The organism is Pseudomonas matsuisoli, from assembly GCF_014647635.1.
Lineage (GTDB): Bacteria > Pseudomonadota > Gammaproteobacteria > Pseudomonadales > Pseudomonadaceae > Pseudomonas_P > Pseudomonas_P matsuisoli.
In genome coordinates, this window is record NZ_BMPO01000002.1 from 413,491 (window position 1) to 436,952 (window position 23,462).

The window sequence follows — 23,462 nt, forward strand, 5'->3', positions numbered from 1 at the left end:
TATTTGCTGAAGGAACTACTACACGCCGCCATTTTATCGGCTTAGTAATTATGTAAATTCAGCTACGATGCCACCTAATAACGCTACTCTGACAATATGATAGTAATTTGCATTAGCAGCACTCAGACGTACGCAGGGATTGCTCTGCTTTCGACCAGATCAGCGGCATAGCAGTCGTTGTGAGCCGTATCGGCGTTATATGACTAGACGTGCAGTCCCCTTTGCTTCTGGAATGCCTTAACTCCGAAAGCGGCCGCCTCGATAGCACCTGCGAGGTATCCAGGGAATTGTCGGGACCACTCACTGGCGATACCGGTAATTTTGTTGGCCCAGAGACCCGACTTCAGCACTGCTATTGGTGCATCTGCATGCAGGGCGGGCCCGCTAATATCTAACGCCGTAGCTGTGTAGGCCTCTAGTGCCCAGTCCTTGTAGAACTCTTCCTGCGGCTTGATTGCCGCCTCGCCGAACATACGGCCGAGCTGCGCTCTACACCGGGCCCTCAATTGGCTTTCTGGGAGGTTTCTTCGAGTGGATGCTGGAACTCCCAAGAAGCCAAACAGCGCCCCCTTACCATCAGGTATTGAGGCGTCATGGATCTCACCCATTGGGCCGACACGACTACGCGCCTGTCCTGATAACCCCTGTTCACGCCAGAAAGGTTTGTCGTAGACGGCAACGTATTTGGCATGAGGAGCCATCCAGGTGCTGGTCGCTCGCCATGAGTCACAGATATCTTCCGGCAACTCAGGAGTGAACGTAATGCTGGAAATAGCTAGCCGAGGCGGCAGAGCAAGGAGTACATGCTCAACGTTCCAGATGGTGGTTTGTCCTGAGCAGGCCTGGCAGGTCACGACAACCCGATCACCCTCAAAACTCAAGCGTTTAACCGTATGGCCACTGCGCAATCTGTGTGCGCTGACATGGCTCTGTAGAGCCGTGATCAAGGTTGCCATCCCTCCCTCCAGCCTCATCGACGCAGGCGAGGATTCGTAGCCGGACATTACAGTGGATGGCTTAGCCGCATACTGCTCAAACAGCATGCTGCCGCTTTCGTATTGCTGGTAGTAAGGAAGTCGCAACCCCTGGACCAATCGATGCAACTGAGGCTGAAGGTCTGGCCAGAACCACGATGGTCCAAGATCAAATATGTCCATAGCGGAATTGGAGCTGGGCGGCTCCGATATCTTGGTTTTGGCCGCCGGTATGGAAACGATTCGCCCCCCCAGAACAGAACATGCCTCGAGCAGCACATAATCGTCGATGCCTTGCTCTTCCAGTGCATATGCGGCGTACAACCCACTCAAGCCCCCGCCAACAATCGCTATACGTGCGGTTTTCTGGGTCATGCTGTTTCATCCAGGCCCGCAGGGCGACCAGTTCTAAGATAGATCTCGGCCCCTGCAGTACCGGCCTTGAACTCGGGGTAGTAACCTTTCGGCAAGCGTATCCAACTGCCGCGCTCGTAGGTGCTATTTCTCTCGGTGAGGCAACCGGTGAGTACCAGAATCTCGGCCCCATCTACTGACTCAGAAAACAATGGTTCTACTGAGGCCAATCGCTGCAAGCACACCTGCTCGACTATGCTTCTGTGGAGTGGGCAAATCTCCCGGCCGGCTTGCTTCACCCATGTCGCTGGATCGCGAGTATTAATGCGGACCCGAGTTTGTTGACCTGCCTCCATCTGCCAAAGCTTGACGAAGATGACGGCACCATTGCGACTGAAGGGTTGGTGGACGGAACCTGGCGGATTGCGCAGGTAGTAGCCTACCGGGCAATCCTCATCACCTTCGGAGAACGTTCCGGACACAACAAAAATTTCCTCTCCGCCGGGGTGTGCATGCTGGGGAAAGTAGGACTCAGATGCGTATCGCACGATGCTAGTCGCGCGAGCGCGCTCACCACCTAACCGATCCAGCATTACACGCTCTACACCAGGCTGCGGTGAGGCTACCCACTGGTAGTCCTGGGGCACGACTATGACTTTGCGGGAGAAGTCAGCGTTGATAAGCATGATTGATTCCGTTGGAGAAAACGAAGAAAGGCAGGGGGTGAGTCGGCCTTCAATCTTGGATTACGAAGTAGCGAGTTGAGCGTGAGCTTCAATCACTCGGGCCGAATACGTCAGAGCCGCGCCCGCGTTGAGAGCGATCGCCACTCCCAGAGCCTCGGTAATTTCCGGCAGTGTTGCGCCGTGCTCAACCGCCTTCTTCGTATGGACGGATATGCATCCATCGCAGCGGGTGGTTACGGCGACTGCTAGCGCGATCAGCTCGTGAATTTTAGGCTCGAGATGCCCAGTCTTCGCAGCTGCACCATCGATTGTGGTGAGACCGCGGACTACGTCAGGACTTTGCTTGGCAAGGTCACCAACTCTGCCCAGCAGCGCTTCGCGATAGGCATTCCAGTCATTCATCATCATCTTGGTCCCATGTTAGGGGGAGTGGATGGCGCGCACCCACGATGGGGGCGAGAAGTACACCCCCGTGTTCAGGCTGAGGTTGGCGCGAAACTCAGTTACGGCCCGCCATCACGCCGCCGTCCACGTCCCAAATGGCACCAGTGACCCAGCTAGCTTTCTCCGAAAGCAGGAAGGCAACGACCTCGGCGACATCTACCGGCGTGCCCACACGCCCGATTGGGTGGAAGCTGTTGAAACCCTGCAGGGCGCTATGGACCTCTGCTTTGGGAATGAAGCCTTCATAGATCGGGGTCTGCACTACGGCTGGAGAGACCGCGTTCACGCGAATATTCTTCGATGCCAGCTCCATCGCCAGGTGCTGAGTCAGCGAATGCAGCGCGGCCTTCGCCATGGAGTACGCAGAGGACGGAGTGGCGGCAATTGCCTGCTTTGCCCACATGGAGCCGATGTTTACGATGACGCCGGCACGGCCAGCCTCAACCAGATTGGCAGCAACCTTCTGAGTGATGAAGAAGGTCGCTTTGTTCAACTGCATGTACTGGTCGTAGTCTGCGTCCTGATGCTCCAGGAACGGTTTGGGGAAGAAGACGCCGGCAGCGTTTACCAGCAGATCAATATCTGCGTGCTGCTTGGCAATGGTCTCAACCAGTCCGGCCAGGCCTGCATCGGTAGTCAGGTCAGCGGTCAGGGCAGTAACTTGCCCGATTGCGGACAGCTCTTTGCGAGCCTCCTCAGTTTTCTCCTGGCGGCTGCCTACGATGACTACGCTTCCACCTTGCTGAAGGACCAGGCGAGCAGTTTCCAAGCCCATACCACTGGTGCCACCGACGACGAGAAGCTTTTTGCCTTTGAACTCATTGCTCATTTGAAGACCCCTTTAGGCACTCGCCCTGGGCGAGTGACAGTTGCGGAAGAATTGCAGCAAGGGCGGAGTTGAGTTCTCGCCACCGTTGCCTTGAGCCAAATATTCAGCTCTTCCGACACCGTCGACAAACGAGATAAAGTGTCCATCATCTAAAGAAAATCTTTATTGATATGACCACTCCAGTTCACTTGAACGCACTACGAGCGTTCGAAGCCAGCGCCAGACACCAAAGCTTTTCCGCGGCCGCAGAAGAGCTGAATGTGACACCGGCGGCAGTCGGACAGCTGGTTCGAACCCTGGAAGACTGGCTTGGTACGCCTCTGTTCCATCGAGCCCCTAGTGGTCGCATACGCCTGATTCCAACCGAAGCCGCAGAACGGGCACTACCCGATATACGTGCTGGTTTTGACCGGCTTACGCTCGGACTGGAACGGTTGAAAGAAGGCTCCGTTAATGGAGTGCTGACCGTCACTGTGAGTCCGGCATTTGCCGCCAAGTGGCTGCTGCCCAGGATCGATAGCTTCCACAGCGCATGGCCGGATACAGACGTTCGCCTGGATACAAACCTGCGGCCTGTGGACTTCGTGACTCAGCGGATCGATATCGGCGTGCGCTATGGGAATGGCAGCTGGTCCGGCTTGTTTGCCGAGAAGCTGATGGAGGAGGAGGTATACCCGGTGTGCTCACCCAACCTCTTGAGCGGGTCTTCTCGCTTAACCACCTTGGAGAGCTTGAGGTCAGAAACGCTCATCCACGACCTGTCGATGGATAGTCACTCCGGATTCCCCACCTGGGACACATGGCTTAAGAAAGCCGGTTTGGCCGATGTGGCCACTTCCCGAGGGATGAAGATCAACAACTCTGCAGCGGTGCTGCAGGCGGCAATCGATGGGCAAGGCGTAGCGCTTGCACGCAGCGTTATGGCCCGTGATGATCTGGCAGCAGGCCGGCTTGTGCGGTTGTATCCCGATATCAGTTTTGAGTCTGACCTGGCCTATTACGTGGTGTATCGGGAGGAATGCTCGAGCCTCCCGAGGCTGAAGGCATTTCGCGACTGGCTGTTCAGTGTTGCCGCAAGCTAATGCCCAGGCATGCCCCACGTTGGCGAGAAATCTACACATAATGGCGTTGTGCAGTTATTCGGGGCTCGAAGGATCGATATAATCCGGATCGACTTCATTCGAAGTCTCCGCTGGTAGTGGAGCTCCCTCCAACAGCAATCGTGTTGCGGGCTACTACTGCCGTTAAGGCCTGCGTTGTGATCCCCCATCAAGGCTGGATCTCCAACGCTTAAACCGTGCAGGTGAACTCTGAGTTTGGCACATCCCTAGTCGTGCTAGCGCTCGCGCTCGCATGAAGAAAAGAGGTCCCTGTGTCTATCTCATCGACTCAAGCTTCAACATCTACCAAGCGAGGCGGGTTCTTACTTTTAGCCAGCATTCTCCTTCTGGCAGCAACGCTAAGAGCGCCTATCACCAGCCTCGGACCAGTACTACTGGACGTGCAGCATGCGCTGGGTTTCAACGCCAGCGCGGCCGGGTTGCTCCATGCTCTACCTCTGATCTTCTTTGCTGTGATATCGCTTGTAGCGCCCGGCTTGGGACGCAAGATGGGTATTGCGCGAGCTATCGGGCTTGCTCTCACGCTGATCTCTGTAGGCACGATCTTTCGATCGCTGCCCATCCCCGGCGCGATCTGGATTGGCACAGCACTTCTCAGCTCTGGCATAGCTATCTGCAACGTATTGCTGCCTGGCTACGTGAAACAGCGTTATGGAGAAAGTGGGCCAAGTGTCATTGGGCTGTATGTCGCCTCCATGGCGATTCTGGCCGGCCTAGCAACCGGCTTGTCCGTTCCGATCTCGCTGATCCCTGGTCTGGACTGGCGTTGGTCTATCGGCTGCTGGGCGCTGCCGGCTCTGGTTGCCCTGCTGCTTTGGCTGCCTCAGCTGCGAAATCGCCAGCCGTCTCACCAAGTTAAATCAAGCGCAAGCTCGCCAGCCAAGTCGCCATGGGCAAGCTCAAAGGGTTGGCAGGTTGCGGCCTTTTTTGCGCTGCACTCTGTTGTCTTCTACTGCGTAATCGACTGGTACACCGCCTCTACCGCGTCGAGCGACTTCTCGCCTGCGATGGCAGGTTTGCTCCTGATGATTTACCAAGTCGTTTCGACTGCCGCGAACATTGTTACGGGGCCGGCACTTCGGCGGATGGCAGATCAGTCTTGGATGGGGTTGGGCTGTGGACTGGTGATGGTCGCAGGGGCGACTGGCCTGATCCTGAAACCGGAATGGTCCCTCGTATGGATCGTATTGCTCGGCCTAGGGGCAGGCGTCTCGATGGTGATGAGTATTTCTCTGTTCGGGCTTCGCACCCGTACGCCCGACCAAGCTGCACGTCTCTCCGGCATGGCACAGTTTGTTGGTTACACCGTGGCAGGTCTTGGCCAACTGGCAGTGGGTATGCTCCACATGGCAAGTGATAGCTGGGTAGGACTGCTAAGCCTGATGCTCGTCGCCTGTGTCGGCGTAATGATTTTCGCGTTCCTAGCCGGTCGTAAGGGCTACGTAGAATAGCTCCGTGAGTAGGCCTTGCCTTTGAGCAATAACACAGCTCCAAAGGCAGGGCCGACAGGCAGCTAATGGCCGATAGCAGCTTTCTAGGTGAGCCTGCTACCGGACGTCTTAAGTAGCTATGTTTAGTTGCTTTGGATTGAATAAAGCGGGAACAAGCCTAATAGCATTGAAGACACCATGATTAGCATCGAAAGCGCCAGTGACCATTTGAAGGTGTACTTCTGATGATCGCTGAACTCCACGCCGGCCAAGCCGACTAGCAAGTAGGTCGAAGCTACCAATGGACTTAGCAAATGAACTGGCTGGCCAACCATCGACGCCCTGCCGATTTCGGCGGCCGAGATACCGTAAGCTTCAGCAGCGTGCGCAAGTACGGGAAGCACTCCGTAGTAAAACGCGTCGTTCGACATGAAGAACGTTCCCGGGATGCTTAATAAGGCTGTGATTGGAGCCAAATAGCCACCCCAGCTTTCGGGGAGAACCCACAGCAGCGTATCGGACATTGCCTTGACCATACCTGTACCAGAGAGAATTCCGGCAAATATGCCCGCTGCTAGGAAAATCGCGATCTGATTTAGTGCTGTAGGCGCATGCGCGGAAATACGACGGCGTTGATCATCCATGCTTGGATAGTTGATCACCAATGCTATTGAAAAACCCACCATGAAGAGGATTGGGAGAGGCAGAAGTTCGATGACGAGACACGTCATCAGTGTCAGCGTCAAAATTGCGTTCAGCCAGAACATCTTGGGGCGTCGCAGTTCTGCATTCTCCTCGCTGATTGCCAATAGGTCCGACATATCGTCGTCCCCTGAGTACGAGCCGTGATTGCTACTGGTACCAGGCATCTTCAGTTTTCCAAGACGCCGACGCTCCTGTGTTCCTAGATAGAAGGCCAGGAGTAGCACGCCGCCGAAGCTAATGAGCATGGACGGTATCAGCGGAAGGAAAAGATCAGTTGTTTCGACCTGCAGAGCGGCTGCTGCCCTCGCAAGGGGGCCACCCCAGGGAAGAAGGTTGGTCACGCTCGCTGCCAATATCACTACACAGGGGAGTATCAGCGGGTTTAGGCCGAGTCGCCTAAACAGCGGCAGCATTGCCGTCAGGGTAATCATGTAGGTTGTTGAGCCATCCCCATCCAGAGAAACCATCCCGGCAAGAAGGGCCGCGAAGAGCACAGCTTTTGCGGGGTCGCCCTTGATGAGTCTAATGAAGGTTCGAATGATCGGATCGAAAAGACCGGTATCGAACATCATGCCGAAATAAAGAATGGCGAACATGACCATGACCGCGGTAGGAGCGACTTTGCGGAGCCCCTCGATCATCATCGTTCCCATATCTCCAGTGAAGCCAGCCATCATCGCAAAGATAATTGGGATGATTGTCATGGCCACCAAAGGTGCCAGACGCTTGGTCATGATCAACGTCATGAACACTACAATCATGCCGTAGCCAAATAACGACAGCATCTTTATCTCCTGATCAGCATTTGTTTTTATGTGTGTCTTTGCGCAACTCGCTGAGGGGGTTAACTCATATGCAGTCCGCCGTTAATGGCGAAATCGGCGCCGGTGGCGAAAGAAGACTCTTCCGATGCGAGCCACGCGCACATGGCAGCCACTTCATCGGGTCTGCCGAGGCGTTTCATCGGGATGTCCTGGACGATTTTGTCCATTAGCTGGGTATGGGTGATGGATTTAAGGCGTTCTGTACCAATATATCCGGGCGACACGGTGTTAACGGTAACGCCTCGATAAGCCACCTCTCTTGCAAGTGCCCGTGTAAATCCTCGGATGGAAGACTTTGCAGTGGCGTAGTTCACCTGCCCGATATGACCTAGCTGCGCATTAACCGTAGAGATATTGATGATCCGGCCCCAACGACGGGATACCATCCCATCCACGACTTGCTTCGTGACGTTAAACAATGAGTTCAGGTTAGTATCGATGACCGTTTGCCAGTCAGAGCTTGCCATGTCGCGGAAGACTACGTTGCAGGCAGTTCCAGCGTTATTGACGAGAATGTCAATTGGTCCGACGTCCTTCTTGACCCTGGCGAATGCCTCCACAGTTGACTGCCAGTCCGCAACATTGCCTTCACAAGCAATAAAGTCAAAACCCTGCTTTTTGTTTGTCTTCAGCCAGTCGTCCTTTATCGGGGAATTTGGACCGCATCCTGCAATGACGATATGACCGTCTTTATAGAGACGCTGGCAGACGGCAGTTCCGATACCTCCCATTCCCCCGGTAACGAATGCAATTCTTTTAGGCATAAGGGATTCTCCTGAGCGTTATCAAGTGCAAGAAAATTATTGAAGTTGCGAAAGCGCTCGCGCGTCTTTAAGAAAGAGCGTGCGAAGAGCGGGTTGGTTAGCGCTTTCTAGAATGCGTCAGTGAATACAACGCGGCTTGCATAACTTGGCGAGGAGGCGGGTATGGTTTCGGTCATGAGGCTATCTCTCTTATTTTTCGAAACAGTACTGCTGATCCTAAATAGGTCCTAAAGACATTTAAATTGATCATTCGGTAACGAAGCATTCGTAAGCGGAGAACGCTCCGGAGTATGTGACGTCATGGATATCGGAAAGAGGCAGCCCAAGTGGAATACCTCGACGCGCAAATGGGTAACGACAATGGCTGAAAGTCGGCAGCGGTAAAGCCGCTAAAACAATGCTCCGTCCATGTGCGTAAGGCTCACGGATTTGGAGAACAGGGCTAAGCGGAAGCACGCACGTGCCTATTCAAAGAACGGTGATCCGACTTGTACGTCCTGCTGACCACTTGCTCTCAGTGCGTTCGCAACGAAGCCATTCTGGATTCTTTCGTTCAGGAAACCTCGCACATAGCGTGCGGCTGCAACCCGACCCTTCGGCACCGCCATTGCCTGGCGGATCTCGGTAAAGCTGTCCGGCAGTACCCGGTATCCTGGATTCTGTGCAGCAAAAGCACTTAGCGGCTGCCGAACTCCGGCTGCGGCATCTAGCCCTTGATCGAGAAACCATTCGACAGCCGCCGCCGATGTCGGCGCCCGTACAAGCTCCGCACCCGTCAGGGTTCGGCTGAGAAAGAGGTCATACGCGGCGCCCTTGCCGACGGCGAGGCGCAGGCCTTCCCGGTCAAGTTCGGTCACGCTTCCATATGGGCTGTCATGCGGAACGAGGTAAGTACTTTCAATAATGACGTAGGGATGGCTGAATTCGATTTCGGCGGCGCGGACAGGCTCGATCGCTAGAAAGGCGAGATCCCAGCGCGATTCCGGTAACGCTGCGAACACCTTGCCTGCCGCGTCGAAGGTCACGAACTCCACGCCGACGCCCAACTCGTCGGCCAGCGCCTTAGCAAGCGCGGTGGAGACGCCGGCGGGTAGCCCGTCTTCGCCACGCTGTGCCAGAACGGGGTTTCCGTAGTTGATTGCGGCGCGGAGCGTGCCGGTTGGAGCCAATTCAGCGAGTACGCTAGGGTCGATGCTCATTATCGTCCTTCCTCGATGGGGGCAGAGATGCTGTCGTCTTCAGTGTCCGAGTTGCTAACCCGCATAAGCAATGTCATGACGAAGGCGATTGCCAACAGCACCGCGAGGAACAATAGCCCGGCTGCCGCGCTGTTCGTATTGCCTTTGACCATGCCAATCATGGTCGGGCCGACGAATCCGCCGAGGTTGCCGATCGAATTGATCACCGCGATGGAGACAGCTGCGGTCGAGCGGGTGAGAAACAATGTCGGCAGCGCCCAGAATGGCGACTTGAAGCTATAAAGGCCGGCCAGGGCAAGGCTGATCATGGCGATCGCAATGACGGGGCTCGTAACCATACCCGCGCCAACCATCGCAACCGTTGCCACCGCTAGCGGGATGGCTGAATGCAGCTTGCGTTCGCCGTGGCGATCGGAGCTACGCGACCAGCCAATCATCATGATGGTCGCGACAACGTAGGGCACCATTGCGATCAGCCCAATTTGGGTATGGCTGAGCGAGTCGGAAAAGCCCTTGATGATCTGCGGCATCCAGTAACCGACCCCAAGGCTGCCGCACTGGTACACAAAATAAATGAAGGACAGGTAGAGCACCTTCGGATTCGTCATAGCCTTCAAGGCGCCGAAGTGTTTGACGTTCTTGCGGGATTTGCGATCGCTTTCCAGTTCGGCAATCAGCCATGCGCGTTCTTCCGGTTTAAGCCACTTGGCTTGCTCGGGTTTATCGGTGAGAAAGAAGAAACAGGCGACGCCGAGGAAGATCGCCGGAATACCTTCCAGGAACAGCATCCAGCGCCAGCCGCTCCAGCCAAACCAATGGATGTTGTCCATGATCCAGGTACTCAGCGGGGCGCCGATGATGTACGAAACCGGAATAGCGGCGGTAAATAGAGCTACCGTTGTAGCGAGCTCTTTCGAGCGGAACCAATACGTCAGGTAAACGATGATGCCGGGAAAGAATCCTGCTTCGGCAACGCCTAGCAGGAATCGTAGGACGTAAAGGTGGGTGGCGGTTTGTGCGAAGGCTGTGGCTGCGGCAATCGCACCCCAGGTCAGGAGGATCCGGGCAATCCAAACGCGGGCGCCGTAGCGATTGAGCATCACGTTGCTTGGCACTTCGAAGAGGAAGTAGCCGATGAAGAATATGCCGGAGATAAAGCCAAATGCTTCTGCCGATAGCGCCAACTCGGCGTTCATTTGTAGCGCGGCGTAGCCGATGTTGGCGCGATCAAGGTACGAGACGATGTACAGCAAGAAAACGAACGGAATGATGCGCAAGGTAACTTTGCGCACTATCGCCTTTTCCAGGCTATGGTTTTCGGTGGACATACAGGCCTCACAGGGCCGCTGGGAGCGGCCTATTTGTTTTTATGGAGATGTGCTGGTGTTGCGACGCCCTACGACCGGTAGGCAACAGAACGCCAATGCGGGAAACATCCCGAGTAGCTCCGTCAGGGAGAAAAGATCATGCAGACTGGGCTGCCGCTGCTGATCTTGAATCCTGTCGACTCAAGCCGGCCAAGGGCGTGATCGACTGCAAAAGCGACGATCGAGTCACTGTCCTCGTTAAGTGCGAACAGATATTTGCCATTTGGGGTAAGCGTGAAAAAGCGCGGAGTTCGCCCTTGGCTGGGTGTGGCTTCGATGAACGCTAACAGACCAGACTGCGGATTGACGGCGAACACAGCGATGCTGTCGTAGCCTCTGTTCGAGACGTAGAGGAAGCTGCCATTGGCATCGATCTGGATGCCCGCAGCACGGCTGTTGCCGGTGTAGGAGGCGGGAAGCGCGGAGAGAATCTGTTGTGGTTCGAGCGTTCCTTTTACCGGATCGAACGCGTAGGCCGTGACAGTAGAGTCGAGCTCGTTGACCGCGTAGGCCATGCGGCCTGCTGGGTGGAAAACGATATGGCGCGGTCCCGCCGCCTCGCGCGCGTGAACAGCCGGTGTTTGGGTTGGGGTTAGGTGCCCGTTATCGAAGCGATAGCAGAAGATCTTGTCCAGGCCTTTGTCCGGTACCGCGACATAACGACCCGAGGGATCGAACAAATTGAAGTGGGGCTTCGCATGTGGCTGCTCGATGCGGTGTGGTCCGGGTTCTCCGTCTATTTTTACTAACTGGACAAGAGGCAGCAGGCTGCCGTCATCGGCGACGGGCAGCACAGCGAGACTGGCGCCAATATGGTTAGTGACGACTAGATAACGCTCGGTCGGATCCAGCGCAAGGTGTACGGGGTTCTTACCCTCGGTGCTCTGCTGGTTAAGCAGACTGAGTGTGCCGTCGGCCCTGTTCACCCTGAACGCGCTGACATCACTCTGGTCGCCATGGACGCAGTAAAGAACGTCGCCGCCGCTGTTGAGCGTTAGGTACGACGGGTTGACCAGATCGCCAACAATCTGCACTGGTTCGAGCGTGCTCTGGTCCGCATCCAGCTTGAAGACACTGATGCCTTCGCCACGCGCATTTCGCTCGCGGGTGGTACGGCTACCGATATAGGCGTACATGGCATTTCCCTCATCCGTCCAATTTTGAGAAGTCGATCAGGCGCCAGAGCGACCGAGCATTTTGCGAACCACGTAGGGCAGGATGCCGCCGTGTAGCAAGTAGGTCAGTTCTTGCCGGGAGTCGAGCTTAAGCAACAGTTCGAAAAGCTGCTCCTCCTGGCCCGCTCGCTGAATGCGCAGGGTAATTCGGTTGTTACCGACATCGATTTGGTCAAGTCCATCGAAAGAAAGCGTTTCGTGACCCTCCAGCGCAAGGTCGGTGGCCGTCATGCCCTCATTGAACAGCAGCGGCACGATACCCATGCCAATGAGGTTGCTTCGATGGATACGTTCGAAGCTGCGTGCGACGACAGTGCGTACCCCTAGCAGGGCTTGAGCTTTGGCTGCCCAGTCGCGGCTTGATCCCGCCCCATAGTTGATCCCGCCAAACACCACCAACGGAATGCCCTGATCCAGGTAGCTTTCGGACGCTTGGTAGAGCGGAAGCACTTGCTCGCTGTCCGCAGTCCACGCCCAGGCGCCAAGCCCCGGTTGTTCGGCGAGCAACAAGTTGCGCACCGAACGATTGGTGAAGGCGCCCCGCAACATGACCTCATGGTTACTACGACGAGTGGAGTACTGATTCAAGTCTGCTGGGTTCTCACCGTGTTCCAGTAACCAGTGGCCGGCAAGACTGTCACGAGGGATAGCCCCTGCCGGCGAAATATGGTCGGTAGTGACGTTGTCACCGAGCACCATGAGAATCCTCGCGTTCTCAATTGCAAGGCTTTGCGGTGGCTGCGCCTCGATCACATCCAGGTATCGTGGACGGCGAAGATAAGTTGACGCTGGATCCCACGGATATTGGACACTGCCAGCGGCATCCAGCGCTTGCCAATGATGCGTGCCATCCCACAGTGTCTTCAGGCGTTCGGCAAAATACTCAGGGCGCACGACTTGGCGTGCAAGCTCTGCCACCTGTTCGTCGGTGGGCATTAGTTCGTGCAGGTATACGTCACGTCCACTGGCATCTTTGGCCAGGGGCTGATTGACGAGGTCCACGTGGATGTCACCTGCAATCGCATAAGCCACGCAGAGTGCAGGAGACGCGAGGTAACCGGCGGGGACTTTGGGATTGACTCGGCCTTCGAAGTTACGGTTTCCAGATAAAACCACGACACCTTTCAAGCCTTGATCGGCAAAGGCTTCGACATGGGATTCAAGGCTGCCCGAATTGCCGATACAGGTCATGCAACCAAACCCAGCAAGGTCAAAACCGATTGCAGAGTAGTCATCCAGAAGGTTGGCCTCGCGCAGGTAATCAGCAACGACCTGTGAGCCGGGCGATAACGATGTCTTGACCCACGGTTTACGAGTGAGGCCCAAGCGCCGAGCATTGCGCGCGAGTAGGCCTGCTTGGATCATCTGCGCGGGGTTGGCGGTGTTGGTGCAGCTGGTAATGGCTGAAATGACTACCGCGCCATGTCCGATGCTTTCGCCGAAGCTTGGCTCAAGAAAGCTGTCGGGCGCGCTAGTCGCAATGGTGTTAGCGCCTATGACGTGCTCATCGAACGATTTGCCTGCCGAGGCCAGCGGCTGACGTTGGTGGGGCTGATGCGGACCGGCGACGCTTGGTTCGAGGCTGGCAAGGTCCAGCTCGATGACTTCGGAGAACTTCGGCTCCGGCGCGTCAGAACGTCGCCAAAGTTGTTGCGTTTCCATGTAGCGCTTTGCCTTGACGCGCAATGCCGCAGGGCGTCCCGAGAGCTCCATGTAGCGGTTGGTTTCATCGTCGAAGGGGAAGAACACGACCGTCGCGCCGTACTCGGGTGCCATGTTCGAAACCGTGCCGCGGGTGGCCCAGCTGACATTGTCCAAGCCGGGCCCGAAGAACTCGACGAACTTGCCAACGACCTTGCGCTTACGCAGGATTTCCGCGACGTATAGCGACAGGTCCGTCCCCGTGACGCCGGGACGCAAGCCATTGGTGAGGCGAATGCCGATGACCTCTGGAAAGCTGATCGGCACCGGCTCGCCAAGTACGGCTGCTTGGCCTTCCAACCCCCCCACGCCCCAACCGAGAATACCGACAGCATTGATCATCGGCGTATGGCTGTCCGTAGCGACCATGTCGTCGGGGTGCAACAGGCGCTCCCCGTTTGGACCTTCGCTTTCCCAGACGATCTGGGCGAGCGCTTCCATGTTCATTTGGTGGATGATGCCGGTGCCCGGTGGAATAACCTTGAAGTTGTCCAGGCTCTTCTGCGCCCACTTGATGAAGCGGTAGCGCTCGCTGTTGCGACGGAAGTCGATGTCCAAGTTTTCTTCCACAGCGTCCGCTTCCGCGTAGCGCTCGACAATGACCGAATGGTCGATTGTGAGGACTGCCGGTATCACCGGATTCACTTGCTGCGGATCGCCACCCAGCTCGGCCACGCGGTCACGCATGCCGGCGAAATCTGCCAATGCAGGCAAACAGGTCGTGTCATGGAACATCAAACGGTTAGGGAAAAACGGAGTTTCGCAGGCTTCGCTTTTGCCAAGCGCGCAGTTCAGCACGGGTTCCAGCGCTTCCGGCGAGCATCGAGCGACGTTTTCTACAAGCAGTCGAATGGAGTAGGGCAGACGCTCCAGTTCTGCCGGCGCGAGCAGTTTGGAAAGGTCAACGTAGGTAAAACGCTCACCAGCTATTTCAAGCTGGCTGAAGTAGGGCTTGGCATTCACGGTCTTCGCACTCTCGATTCTTATTCGGTAGGGCCAAGGAAAGACGCAGCCCTCGATAGCGGCATCCTAGGGGGAAGCCGGAGGTACGAAAATTGATGTTTCGCCAAGTCAGCGTTCTCTGAATGAGAACGCTGGGGTATCAGCCGGTTTGCGCCAAATGCTCGACCAGCGTCCTCACTGTGGGAGAGAGCAGGTCCATTCGCCGTACGCCAACGACAAGGTTTCTATGCGCCCACGGCTCATCGAGTTCGGTGATGTGCAACTTCATTGGTCGAAGGTATTGCTGAATGACCGCCTTGGGCAGGATTGCAATACCGACGCCAGCAGCCACCAAGCGACTCATGCACTCGAAGCTGCTAACGCGGACCCTTACCCGCATATCCATGCCCAGCTCCTGTTCCTGCTGGCTGAAAAGGGTATAGAGCGAGCTGTCCAAATGCGGACCAATAAACTCGTGGGACAACGCCGCTTTGAACGAGATGTTCTGTTGCTTGGCGATCGCGTGATCGCGCGGCGTGACAACCATCAGTTGGTCTTGTCGGTACGGGCGCGTTTCAAGTCCTGACGGCTGCGTATGCTCAGCGAAGATACCCAAATCGGCCCGTCCCTCGACAACCGCCCGAACCACGGCAGAGCCTACGCGTTCTTCAATGTCGAAGTTGATCAACGGATAGCTTTCGAGGAAGCGCTCCAGGTCGCTCGGCAGAAATTGGGTGAGTACGGAGGTGATGGCGTGGATGCGGATGTGTCCCTTAACACCCGCGGAATAACTGGCGAGTTCGTCATCCATATTGCCGAGCACCAGGCGCAATTGTCGTGCGTAATGGAGGACCGATTGCCCCGCCGGGGTTAGTTCGACGCCGCGTGCATTGCGCAGCAGCAACGGCGAGCCGACTTGCTCCTCAAGTTCGCCGATACGCTTGCTGACGGCGGATACTGCAAGATGAAGACGTCCGGCCGCACGCGTGAGATTGCGCTCTTCAGCTACGGCAATGAAGACGTCCATTGTTATCAGGTCGTAGCGCATTTACGGGGTCTCTCCAATCAGCGGCCGATCGGAGCATACCGTCTGAATACACCATTTATGACTAACTCTACGAATTACAGGTGACCTCGTTATGCAGTGGGAGGTGAGCATAGGAGTCAGGTGCTCTCGTTGCAGAGACACCTGAAGCCCTAGGAACAAGCGAAGTACACATCACCGTGCAGCTTCATCGCCGCTTAGTTCGGCGGGTTCCCGCTTACGACCTTTCAGCACCCGCATGCGGATGTTCAAGGCTTCCACTGCAAGAGAGAAGGCCATGGCGAAATAAACATAGCCTTTAGGCACATGAACCTCGAAGCTTTCGGCAATCAGCACGGTGCCGACGACGACCAGGAAGGCCAGGGCCAACATCTTCAGCGACGGGTGTTTCTCGATGAAGTCACTGATGGTGCCCGCGCAGAGCATCATCACGATCACTGCGACGACGATGGCCGCGACCATCACCGGGACATGGGACACCATGCCGACAGCGGTGATGACCGAGTCCAAGCTGAACACAATGTCAATAATCGCGATTTGGATAATGGTGCCAATGAAATTGCGCGCCGTGCCGCTGGGCTGTTCCTGGCTTTCTTCTTCACCTTCGAGACTGTGGAACATCTCAGTGGTGCTTTTCCACAGCAGGAACAGGCCACCAAAGAACAGGATCAGATCACGCCCTGATATGCCTTGGCCGGACAGATGGAAAAGATCTGCGGTGAGCTGCATGATCCAGGTGATCGACAATAGCAGGGCGATACGTGTGACCATCGCCAGGGCCAGGCCGAAGAAGCGTGTGCGTGCCTGCATGTGAGGCGGCATGCGCGAGACCAGGATGGCGATCATGATGATGTTATCGATGCCTAGAACAATCTCTAGGGCGGTAAGCGTCAAGAACGCTATCCAGATCTCAGGGCTTGTAAGCCATTCCATAGGGCGCCTATACGTCATGAGGACGCCGCATCCAGAGTGCAGCGTCAGGTGGGGTTGTCGGTGTCGTATAAGGAAGCAGGGTAGGCGAAGCGGTTGAGTGGACGCCTGCCTACCTGCAGTGGTCATTAGAAGATGTAATCGGTCGTCAGGAAGCTGGACTCGCGATTACGAATGATACTGCTAACCAGCTCCTTGTTGCTTTCGTCAAAACGGGTCGCGACGAGGGTGCGGATGGAGAACACGCGTAGTGCGTCGTGCACGGACAATGTGCCTTCTGCTGAGTCCTTGCGCCCGTTGAATGGGTAGGTGTCCGGGCCTCGCTGGCACTGGGCATTGATATTGATCCGCCCGACCTGATTGGCGAACGCATCGACCAGACGTCCGACTTCAGCTGAATTTTTCCCGAAAATACTCAGCTGCTGTCCGAAGTCCGACTGCAGGACATAGTCGATTACCGTCTTCAGACCGCGATAGGGGACGACGGGCACCACCGGGCCAAATTGTTCCTCTTGATAGACGCGCATATCGGACGAAACAGGGTAAAGCACAGCAGGGAAGAAGAAAGACCCACGAACTTCCCCTCCGCCCTCATTTACCACGCTTGCGCCCTTGGCCTGGGCATCGGCAACCAGCTCATTCAGGTAATCGGTCTTGCCTTGCTCGGGTAGGGGGGTGAGTGCAACGCCAGGTTCCCATGGCATACCGGGCTTTAGCGCTGAAAGTTTCGCATTGAATTTATCGAGGAATGCGTCGACCACGGACTCATGTACGAAAAGGATCTTCAGCGCCGTGCATCGTTGACCGTTGAACGAAAGCGAACCTGTTACGGCTTCGTTAACGGCGTTATCGAGGTCTACCTCGGGAAGTACGATTCCTGGGTTCTTGGCGTCCAATCCCAGCGCCGCCCGTAGCCGGTGAGGTTTGGGATGCAATTTTTTGAGTGCGCTGGCCCCTTTATTGGTGCCGATGAAGGCAAAGATGTCGACCTTTCCGCTGGCCATCAAAGCGCTGACAACTTCCCGGCCACTGCCGTAAATCAAATTGATGACACCGGCGGGGAAGCTGTCGCGGAAGGCTTCGAGCAAGGGCCGAATCAGCAGAACGCCGAATTTCGCCGGTTTGAAAACGACCGTATTGCCCATGATCAGTGCCGGGATCAGAGTTGTGAACGTTTCGTTGAGCGGATAGTTGTAAGGTCCCATGCACAGCGTTACGCCCAATGGAACACGGCGAATCTGCCCAAGGGTGCCTTGTTCCAGCTCAAAACGACTTGAACGACGATCGAGTTGCTTGAGGGCGTTGATCGTGTCGACGATGTAGTCGCAGGTCCGGTCGAATTCCTTCTCGGAATCCTTCAGATTTTTGCCAATTTCCCACATCAGAAGCTTGACCACTGCTTCACGCTGCTCGCGCATGCGCGAAAGAAACTGTTCGACATGATGGATGCGTTCGGCGACGCGCATGGTCGGCCATGCGCCCTGGCCACTGTCATAGGCTCGCACCGCAGCATCCAATGCCACGAGGGCTGTCTCCGAATCAAGCTGTGGCGTGCTCCCAAGAATGACCTGCTCATCGCCATTCGGCGTGCTCAGGTATACCGGGCTTCTAACCGTCGCGAGAGGTCCCTTCCAGAAACGAAGCTCACCATCGACCAGATACTCTCGCTGCTCGGTCTGCCCTTCCAGGCGATATTGCTCGGGAATACGATCGAGAGAAGGGAAGAGATCGGTAAGACGGCTATTGCGGTTCATGGGGTTACCTATTGTGGTTGTGATGGATGACGCGTTTCACGTAATGCGGTACGGACTGCGCCCTAAGAAAGAGGGCGCCTGTGGCTACAGCGATCGACAGATGGTGGTAAAGGATTCGGCGTCAAGGGACGCGCCGCCAATCAGTCCGCCGTCAATATCTGCCTGGGCAAATAACTCTGCCGCATTGTCCGCCCGTACACTTCCGCCATAGAGCAGGCAAATGGATTTTGCGATAGACAAGTCGTGCTGTGCGAGCAACTGGCGGATTTTGAAATGGACTTGCTGCGCTTGCGTTGGGCTCGCGGCAAGTCCCGTTCCGATAGCCCAAACGGGCTCATAAGCAATCACTCCGTCGGCGATTTTCTGGATTCCGACCTGTTCGATGACAGCTTGTAGCTGCCTAGCAATCACCAATTGGGTTTTGAGCGTGCGGTGCTCTTCGAGCGTCTCACCGACGCACAGCACCGGTATGAGATCCGCCTTCAGCGCCGCTTCGAACTTCTGTGCGACCAGTTGATCGTCTTCGGCGTAGAGCGTGCGGCGCTCCGAATGTCCGATGAGAACGTAGCGACAGCCGAACTCCTTCAGCATCCGCGCGCTGACTTCTCCGGTGAAGGCGCCTTCCGGATGACTACTGACGTTCTGAGCACCCAGCGCAATGTTGCTTCCAGTCGCGACCATCGAGACTTGGTGCAAATAAGGAAAGGATGGACAGATAGCTATTTCCAAGCGATTGAGGCGCGATAACGATGGAATGAGCTCGCCTAACAATTCCGCATTGGCTGCTATGCCGCCGTTCATCTTCCAGTTGGCAATGACGAGCTTCTTTTTCAACTTGCTCTCCTTGACGCTTAGAGACGGCCCGCAGTGAGCGGTCCGGCGTTATAAGGAGCAGCGCTTTGCAGTGCATCTTCGATACGCAAAAGTTGGTTGTATTTGCCTACACGATCAGAGCGGCATAATGAACCTGTCTTTATTTGGCCCGCGCAGGTGGCGACGGCTAGATCGGCAATGGTGGTGTCCTCCGTTTCGCCCGAACGATGGGAAATGACGGCCGTGTAACCTGCATCCTGCGCCATACGAATCGCGTCGAAGGTTTCGCTCAAGCTACCAATCTGGTTGAACTTGATCAGGATCGAATTAGCGATGCCGCGCTGTATGCCTTCACTGAGAATTCGGGTGTTGGTGACAAACAAGTCATCGCCTACCAGCTGTACGCGATCGCCTAGCTTTTGGGTGAGGAGGGCCCAGCCGTCCCAATCACTCTCGTCCATTCCATCTTCGATGGAAATGATTGGGTAGCGCTCGCAAAGCCCCGCTAGATAGTCCGCGAACTCCCGGGACGTGAAAGATTTTCCTTCGCCGGCGAGGACGTACTGTCCCTCTTTGAAGAACTCGGAGGCCGCGCAATCCAGGGCCATGGTGATGTCTTTACCCAACTCATAGCCTGCGCGCGTGACAGCTTCCGTGATGACGATCAGCGCCTCCTCGTTCGAGGATAAGGACGGAGCAAACCCGCCTTCATCACCAACCGCGGTATTGAGGCCTCTTTCAGAGAGCACTTGCTTCAGCGTGTGGAAGATTTCAGCACCGATGCGTAGCGCGTCCTTGAAACTTGAAGCGCCGACTGGCTGGATCATGAACTCCTGGATATCAACATTGTTATCCGCGTGTTCGCCGCCATTGAGAATGTTCATCATCGGCACAGGCATGCTGAATTTTCCGGGCGCCTCATAAAGCCCGGCAAGATGCTCGTAAAGGGGGATATGCAAGGCGTCAGCCGCCGCCTTGGCGGAGGCCAATGACACCGCGAGAATGGCGTTCGCACCCAGGATGTGTTTGTTTTCGGTGCCGTCGAGGGCAATCATCGCACCGTCGATCTCGCGCTGCTTTCTGGCGTCCATGCCCAGCAATTGTTCGCGAATCGGATTGTTCACATTGTCCACCGCGCGCATAACGCCTTTGCCTTTGTAGCGCCACGATTTGTCCCTCAACTCTATCGCTTCACGGGTCCCGGTGGACGCGCCAGAGGGGACGCTGGCTATTCCTGTTGCGCCGCAGGCTAGCGTCACTACGGCTTCAACCGTAGGGTTGCCGCGGGAATCCAGGATTTCGCGTGCGTACACATTCTGGATCTGGGTGTTCTTGATCATTGTTCTCTGCCCTCATGCTGTCAGTGGTCGTTCGAGGAATCTGGTAAGCGTCTTCAAGCAGTTCCTTCTGCTCCGCGTATTCGGTGCGGACGTCAAAGTCACGAGGCCAGGATGAGTTCAAGCGAGAGAGCGAAAAGTCATCGATTTTCATGTGGCGACGCCCTTTATTTCAGCTATTGGATGTCCGCACCTACACGAACGACCCGCAACGTATTGGTCCCACCCTGGGCGTTGGCGTAGTCGCCTTTGGTGATCAATACATGGTCGCCTTCGCTGACCACATTGCGCCTAACCAGCTCTTCTACGGCGCGGCGGTTCACCTCCTCATTCAGGATGAGGTCGGCGTCGAACGGGATCGTTTGAACGCCTCTGTACATGGCAACGCGATTTTGCGTACGTGGATTGCGAGAGAAGGCGTAAATGGGGAGGTGCGAACGGATGCGTGACATCAAACGCGGTGTGTCGCCACTCTCCGTCATGCAGATGATCGCCTTCACGCCTTCGAGGTGATTAGCGGCGTACATGGCTGAAAGGGCGATGGTTTCGTCGATCCTGTGGAAGACTTCATAGACCCGATGCTTCGAGCGGTGGGCCAATGGGTGCTTCTCTGCACCAATGATCACGCGTTGCATAGCCTGTACCGCTTCAACGGGATAGTCCCCCGCAGCCGTTTCGGCCGAAAGCATGACGGCGTCTGTGCCGTCCAATACCGCGTTGGCAACATCGAAGACTTCAGCGCGGGTAGGCAGTGATTGGGTGATCATCGACTCCATCATTTGCGTCGCCGTGATCACAACTCGATTGAGCGAACGGGCGCGCTCGATGATGAGCTTTTGCACCGCGACGAGTTCGGCATCGCCTATCTCCACGCCGAGATCGCCGCGCGCGACCATGACACCCTCAGAAGCTTCGATAATTTCATCCAGGATCTTGGTGTCGTTTACCGTCTCGGCGCGTTCGATCTTGGCGATCAATCCTGCTTCGCCGCCTGCATCCGATAGGAGTTTTCTCGCAAGATGAATATCTGCGGCATCTCGTGGAAATGAGACGGCAAGGTAGTCCACTTGCATCTGCGCGGCCGTCAGGATGTCCATGCGATCTTTTTCGGTGAGCGCCGCCGCGGAAAGGCCGCCACCTTTGCGATTGATGCCTTTGTTGTTGGATAACGGGCCGCCGACCACGACCTCACAGATCAAGCGTTGGGGCTGTGCCTCGGCCACCTTGAGTTCGATGCGTCCGTCATCCAGCAGCAGGGTATCGCCTACTCGGCTGTCAGTAACCAACGCCTGGTAGTCGATGCCGACAGTGGTAGCGGTGCCAGCGTTTTTATCAAGGCTTGCATCGAGAACGAAGGTCTGTCCCTTTTGCAGTTGGACCTTGTTCTGTACGAACCGGGCAATTCGAATCTTAGGGCCTTGCAGGTCTGCGAGAATGGCTACGTAGCGACCATGTTTCCGTGCCATATCGCGCACGGTATTCGCTCGCGCGATGTGTTCCTCGGCTTGCCCGTGCGAGAAATTCAAACGCACGACATCGACGCCGGCCTTTACCAATTCTTCGATCGCATGCGCTGATTCGGTAGCGGGCCCAAGTGTTGCGACGATTTTTGTTCTTCGATACATGGCGCAAATTCCTTCAAGAAAAACCTTGTGACGCATGGGCCGACATATAGCGTTTTAATGGATATTTAGGCGTAAATAGCCATGAGCCCCCATTGGCGTATGGCTTAGCCAAAAGCACAATGGTGGCTCTATTCGTGACGCAATAGGTAGGTTTGACCAGCGATGCGAGCCAGAAAGCTGTGTTTTTAGCCGCGAATAAGATTGGCATATTGATGCTTTAAAGTGCAATATGTTTTGGCGCTTTTCAAACATGGCGAATACTCGTGCCGTAATAGCTCGATATTCCTCTGCGCAGCACATGAGATTTGTTCTGTTTCGACTTGGCAGGTTTTTCAGAGCTGCCTGCCGAGTCTTTTTGTTCGGGGGTAGGGCATGCGTGCCCAGCGATATGCGGGCGGGATGTCACTTTTGACGTAGAATCCCGCTTTCTTTGGACCAGTCTTCCACTCGAGCGAACGGGGAATATGGCGTCGAGCGCGTTAGTACAGCGGATCGTTTTTGAGATTAAGCAGAAAATTCAGGTAGCAGAGCTCAAGGCCGGGGCGCACTTGAGTGCCCAAAAGGTCGCCGACAGTTTTCATGTTTCTCGTTCTCCAGCCCGAGAGGCATTGCAGGAGCTGGCTGAAGGCGGCTATCTGGAGCAAGTGCCGAACCGCGGATTCTTCGTGCGGGAGTCGTCCAAGACTTCAGTAGGTCATATTGATGAGGTCACTTCACTTGAGGAGCCTCCTGAGTATTACCGGCTATCTGAAGACTGGCTTAATGATGCGATCCCCGCTGACGTCACCGAGAAATTCCTGAGAGATCGGTACGGGCTGACGAAGTTCCAGGTGGTCGACATCTTGAACCGTGCCGCGAAAGTGGGTTGGGCCGAACCTAAACCTGGGTATGGCTGGCGTTTGCTAGCCGTTGCCAAGACCCCGGAAACGCTAGAACAGATCTACAATGTCCGCGCGTTGATTGAGCCTGCTGCGTTGCTTGAGGCGAGCTACCAATATGACCTTGGGGTATTGCGCCGGCTCAAGGCAGAGCAGCGGGAACTTTTGGATGGAGGGATCGACACGTTGCCTGCGGATTTCCTCCTGCGTTCCGGAATCCGTTTTCACGAGGAGTTGATCAAGCTTTCCGGCAATCCGCTCTATCACATGATTCTGGTACAGATGAACAACATGCGTCGGCTGCTCGAGTACCGATCCATGATCGACCGCAAGCGCCTTTACAAGCAGTGCAGTGAACACCTGCAGATGGTCGAACTGGTGGAGCAGGGCAAGAACCTTGAGGCTGCTCATCTCATGAAGCAGCACCTAACGGGGTCTTTTGCGCGCAAGTCGCCGATCCTGGAGCTGCGAACGAAAGGCTCTAAGTCCAGTGATTGACGCTGCGTTCGCTCGCCTTAGTGCAGAGCCTGCTACCAGCGCAAGGTATCGGAAGCAGGCCAAGGTG

19 protein-coding genes are annotated in these 23,462 nt (G+C 55.9%); 3 read left to right on the top strand and 16 right to left on the bottom strand.

Annotated elements, in window-relative coordinates; genetic code table 11:
* Positions 1-203 precede the first annotated feature (203 nt).
* The 4 genes from IEY47_RS05320 to IEY47_RS05335 all read right to left on the bottom strand — a co-directional run bounded on the left by IEY47_RS05320 (position 204) and on the right by IEY47_RS05335 (position 3,287).
* Positions 204-1,349 carry a flavin monoamine oxidase family protein gene (locus IEY47_RS05320; RefSeq protein WP_188982113.1) on the bottom strand — a complete coding sequence of 382 codons (1,146 nt, stop codon included), beginning with the start codon at positions 1,347-1,349 and terminating at the stop codon, positions 204-206.
* Entirely contained in the window at positions 1,346-2,014 is a 669-nt protein-coding gene (locus IEY47_RS05325; RefSeq protein ID WP_188982114.1) for a cupin domain-containing protein, read from the bottom strand. The genes IEY47_RS05320 and IEY47_RS05325 overlap by 4 nt, the downstream gene beginning before the upstream one ends.
* A gap of 60 nt (positions 2,015-2,074) precedes the next feature.
* On the bottom strand, positions 2,075-2,422 hold the full coding sequence (locus IEY47_RS05330) for a carboxymuconolactone decarboxylase family protein (RefSeq protein WP_229779227.1): 348 nt from the start codon (positions 2,420-2,422) through the stop codon (positions 2,075-2,077).
* Positions 2,423-2,513: 91 nt separating this feature from the next.
* Positions 2,514-3,287: an SDR family NAD(P)-dependent oxidoreductase gene (locus IEY47_RS05335; RefSeq protein ID WP_188982115.1), complete on the bottom strand. Its 774-nt coding sequence runs from the start codon at positions 3,285-3,287 to the stop codon at positions 2,514-2,516.
* A gap of 170 nt (positions 3,288-3,457) precedes the next feature.
* Between IEY47_RS05335 and gcvA the strand changes: the two genes are divergently transcribed.
* Together gcvA and IEY47_RS05345 are read left to right on the top strand one after the other, a co-directional pair.
* Complete coding sequence (gene gcvA, locus IEY47_RS05340) at positions 3,458-4,369, top strand: transcriptional regulator GcvA (RefSeq protein WP_188982116.1); 912 nt, start codon at positions 3,458-3,460, stop codon at positions 4,367-4,369.
* 290 nt (positions 4,370-4,659) lie between these two features.
* Positions 4,660-5,859 carry an MFS transporter gene (locus IEY47_RS05345; RefSeq protein ID WP_188982117.1) on the top strand — a complete coding sequence of 400 codons (1,200 nt, stop codon included), beginning with the start codon at positions 4,660-4,662 and terminating at the stop codon, positions 5,857-5,859.
* Between the two features lie 122 nt (positions 5,860-5,981).
* On the opposite strand, the gene IEY47_RS05350 is transcribed toward IEY47_RS05345, so the two are convergent.
* The 12 genes from IEY47_RS05350 to pyk form a co-directional block, all read right to left on the bottom strand.
* Complete coding sequence (locus tag IEY47_RS05350; protein WP_188982118.1) at positions 5,982-7,328, bottom strand: CitMHS family transporter; 1,347 nt, start codon at positions 7,326-7,328, stop codon at positions 5,982-5,984.
* Between the two features lie 59 nt (positions 7,329-7,387).
* A complete protein-coding gene (phbB, locus tag IEY47_RS05355; RefSeq protein ID WP_188982119.1) occupies positions 7,388-8,131 on the bottom strand; it encodes an acetoacetyl-CoA reductase in 744 nt (247 codons plus the stop codon).
* 464 nt (positions 8,132-8,595) lie between these two features.
* The gene (locus tag IEY47_RS05360; protein ID WP_188982325.1) at positions 8,596-9,333 is read right to left on the bottom strand and encodes an ABC transporter substrate-binding protein; all 738 of its coding nucleotides are present in this window, start codon (positions 9,331-9,333) and stop codon (positions 8,596-8,598) included.
* Entirely contained in the window at positions 9,330-10,658 is a 1,329-nt protein-coding gene (locus IEY47_RS05365; RefSeq protein WP_188982120.1) for an MFS transporter, read from the bottom strand. Before IEY47_RS05365 ends, IEY47_RS05360 begins: the two co-directional genes overlap by 4 nt.
* Before the next feature lie 122 nt (positions 10,659-10,780).
* Positions 10,781-11,833 (bottom strand): lactonase family protein, encoded by a 1,053-nt coding sequence (locus tag IEY47_RS05370; RefSeq protein ID WP_188982121.1) that lies wholly within the window; start codon positions 11,831-11,833, stop codon positions 10,781-10,783.
* A 36-nt stretch (positions 11,834-11,869) separates the two neighbouring features.
* Entirely contained in the window at positions 11,870-14,536 is a 2,667-nt protein-coding gene (acnA, locus tag IEY47_RS05375) for an aconitate hydratase AcnA (RefSeq protein ID WP_188982122.1), read from the bottom strand.
* A 139-nt stretch (positions 14,537-14,675) separates the two neighbouring features.
* A complete protein-coding gene (locus tag IEY47_RS05380) occupies positions 14,676-15,563 on the bottom strand; it encodes a LysR family transcriptional regulator (RefSeq protein ID WP_188982123.1) in 888 nt (295 codons plus the stop codon).
* 171 nt (positions 15,564-15,734) lie between these two features.
* Positions 15,735-16,493 carry a TerC family protein gene (locus tag IEY47_RS05385; RefSeq protein WP_188982124.1) on the bottom strand — a complete coding sequence of 253 codons (759 nt, stop codon included), beginning with the start codon at positions 16,491-16,493 and terminating at the stop codon, positions 15,735-15,737.
* 125 nt (positions 16,494-16,618) lie between these two features.
* The gene (locus IEY47_RS05390) at positions 16,619-18,244 is read right to left on the bottom strand and encodes an NADP-dependent glyceraldehyde-3-phosphate dehydrogenase (RefSeq protein WP_188982125.1); all 1,626 of its coding nucleotides are present in this window, start codon (positions 18,242-18,244) and stop codon (positions 16,619-16,621) included.
* An 84-nt stretch (positions 18,245-18,328) separates the two neighbouring features.
* Positions 18,329-19,078 (bottom strand): triose-phosphate isomerase, encoded by a 750-nt coding sequence (gene tpiA, locus IEY47_RS05395; protein WP_188982126.1) that lies wholly within the window; start codon positions 19,076-19,078, stop codon positions 18,329-18,331.
* 17 nt (positions 19,079-19,095) lie between these two features.
* Positions 19,096-20,397: a phosphopyruvate hydratase gene (gene eno / locus IEY47_RS05400; protein ID WP_188982127.1), complete on the bottom strand. Its 1,302-nt coding sequence runs from the start codon at positions 20,395-20,397 to the stop codon at positions 19,096-19,098.
* A gap of 173 nt (positions 20,398-20,570) precedes the next feature.
* On the bottom strand, positions 20,571-22,019 hold the full coding sequence (gene pyk, locus IEY47_RS05405; protein WP_188982128.1) for a pyruvate kinase: 1,449 nt from the start codon (positions 22,017-22,019) through the stop codon (positions 20,571-20,573).
* Positions 22,020-22,483: 464 nt separating this feature from the next.
* Here pyk and IEY47_RS05410 point away from each other — a divergent pair, with 464 nt between their 5' ends.
* Positions 22,484-23,395 carry a GntR family transcriptional regulator gene (locus tag IEY47_RS05410; RefSeq protein WP_188982129.1) on the top strand — a complete coding sequence of 304 codons (912 nt, stop codon included), beginning with the start codon at positions 22,484-22,486 and terminating at the stop codon, positions 23,393-23,395.
* Positions 23,396-23,462 lie beyond the last annotated feature (67 nt).